At 52.8% G+C, this 1,945-nt stretch carries 4 protein-coding genes; all 4 read left to right on the top strand.

Going from position 1 to position 1,945, the window contains the following annotated elements; translation table 11 throughout:
• On the top strand, positions 1 to 509 hold a 509-nt coding region (locus IQ256_RS29045; RefSeq protein ID WP_193859154.1), incomplete at its 5' end, for a peroxiredoxin.
• A gap of 84 nt (positions 510 to 593) precedes the next feature.
• Positions 594 to 1,127, top strand: coding sequence for a carboxymuconolactone decarboxylase family protein (locus IQ256_RS29040; protein ID WP_193859153.1), 534 nt, complete (start codon positions 594 to 596; stop codon positions 1,125 to 1,127).
• Between the two features lie 176 nt (positions 1,128 to 1,303).
• Positions 1,304 to 1,612, top strand: a complete 309-nt coding sequence (locus IQ256_RS29035) for a hypothetical protein (RefSeq protein ID WP_193859152.1) — start codon at positions 1,304 to 1,306, stop codon at positions 1,610 to 1,612.
• 62 nt (positions 1,613 to 1,674) lie between these two features.
• Positions 1,675 to 1,945 (top strand): cation:dicarboxylate symporter family transporter (locus IQ256_RS29030; protein WP_193859151.1); only part of this gene is annotated, 271 nt, incomplete at its 3' end.

Below are 1,945 nucleotides of genomic sequence, written 5' to 3'. Positions count from 1 at the left end.
GCGTGAAGCCTGGGTTCATGGAACACGAAGAGAATGGCGAAAGCGCTTTTGAAGCCGTGACGCAAGACAGCTTTGACGGAAAATGGAAAGTCATCTTCTTCTATCCGAAGGATTTCACTTTCGTCTGCCCCACCGAAATTAAGGCCTTTGCTGATCTGAATGAAGATTTTGCCGATCGCGATACGGTGGTTCTGGGAGGTTCTGCGGACAATGAGTTCTGTAAACTGGCCTGGCGTCGCGATCATCCGGATCTGGCGAACCTGGCCATCTGGCAATTTGCAGACACGACCGGGTCGCTGATTGATGCCCTTGGTATCCGTTCGGCGGAAGGTGTGCCCTTGCGTGCAACCTTTGTTGTCGATCCCGAGAATGTCATCCAGCACGTCTACGTGACCAATCTGAATGTGGGCCGAAATCCGGAAGACACTTTGCGGGTGCTTGATGCCTTGCAAACCGACGAACTTTGCGCCTGTAACCGCGCTGTCGGCGGAGAAACACTGGCCGCCTGATTTCAAGCGACCGGACCGGTGGCGCGCTTGCTTGCATCCCTCCCTCTGCAGCGAGCGCGCCCCTTTGTATACTGGAGAACAATCATGAGCTTCGAAGCGCTCAAAAATCAAATACCCGACTATGCGAAGGACTTGAAGCTGAACCTCTCAAGTCTGGCTCGGGAAACCAATCTGGACGACCAGAAGAAATGGGGCACATTTCTGGCGTCCGCCTACGCCACCAGCTCACCGACCGTCATTCAGGCGTTCGAAACAGAATTGGCTGACCAGCTTTCCGGTTCAGCGGTAACGGCTGCAAATGCTGCCGCTGCGATTATGGGTATGAACAACATCTACTATCGTTTTGTCCATCTGGCATCGGCCAAGGATTACAAGACGCTACCGGCAAAATTGCGGATGAATATCATCGCTAATCCCGGCGTCGACAAGGCCGATTTCGAGCTCTGGTCGCTGGCGGTTTCCGCCATCAATGGCTGTGGCCTGTGCATCGACAGCCATGAAGCCGAATTGCGTCGACATGGAGTCTCGGCTGAACAGATTCAGGCATCCGTCAGAATTGCATCAACAGTGCATGCGATTGCCGCGGTTCTGGATGGTGAACGTGCAAAAGCCGCATAAATTCCGTATCCGGAATTAATTGAATTCTCGAAAAAGGCGGTCAATTGGCCGCCTTTTTACGTTTCATTAGGTATTTTGAATTTCGGGGCTTTTGAATCATCCTATTCATTGCATTAAATTTTTCGGCATTGCATTGAAGTTTTGACTTCAAAAATAATGTCCGTATAGTCACCTTTATGGCGGTGTTCCAAAATCCATATGAAGCAGTTGTTTCGGCAGATCGTGATCATCACGACGGCGGAGAGGCGGCGCGTGCGAGCCATTATTTCTCGACGACGACCATGCGCAATGCCCTGGGCTATCGGGACGTTGGTTGGCGTCGTCTCGGCCTTCAATTCCTGATTTCACTGCTCATGATGTCTGCGCCGTTGATTGAAGTCCTTGGCGATTTCGGGCCATTGGTTCTCATCGCCGGAGCCGCTCTGGCCGGTGTCACCAGCTATATTGCGCTGGCAAAACTTCTCGACGCAACACGCGCCCGTTGACGCGCTAGACGTCTCGCCTAGTCTGCACACCGAATGGATCGGCAGGTTGGGAGACAACGCTCATGTTCAGGTTTCTTTTCGTCACGCTCTTGTGGCGTAGCATCCTCAAACCCGTTTCCCAGTGGTGGTTTGGTATCACGCTCTGGATGCGTGTTCTCGGCGCGCTTGTGCTGGGTATCGCCTTCGGTTTGCTTGTCGACCGCATGATGGGGAGTGGCGCTGAATTTTTCCTAGAAAACTATATTCGTCCTTACGGCGACATTTTCATTGCCCTGATCCGCATGATGATCGTTCCGCTCATCTTCACGACACTGGTCGCGGGCGTGGTAGCAA

The organism is cf. Phormidesmis sp. LEGE 11477 (assembly GCF_015207105.1).
In the GTDB taxonomy this organism is placed as follows: Bacteria; Cyanobacteriota; Cyanobacteriia; order Phormidesmidales; family Phormidesmidaceae; genus Phormidesmis.
This window is presented reverse-complemented; position numbering and strand designations above follow the sequence as displayed.

Coding starts and splice junctions, on each gene's coding strand:
- IQ256_RS29040 (WP_193859153.1), top strand. CDS start 594: ATGAGCTTCGAAGCGCTCAAAAATCAAATACCCGACTATGCGAAGGAC.
- IQ256_RS29035 (WP_193859152.1), top strand. CDS start 1,304: ATGGCGGTGTTCCAAAATCCATATGAAGCAGTTGTTTCGGCAGATCGT.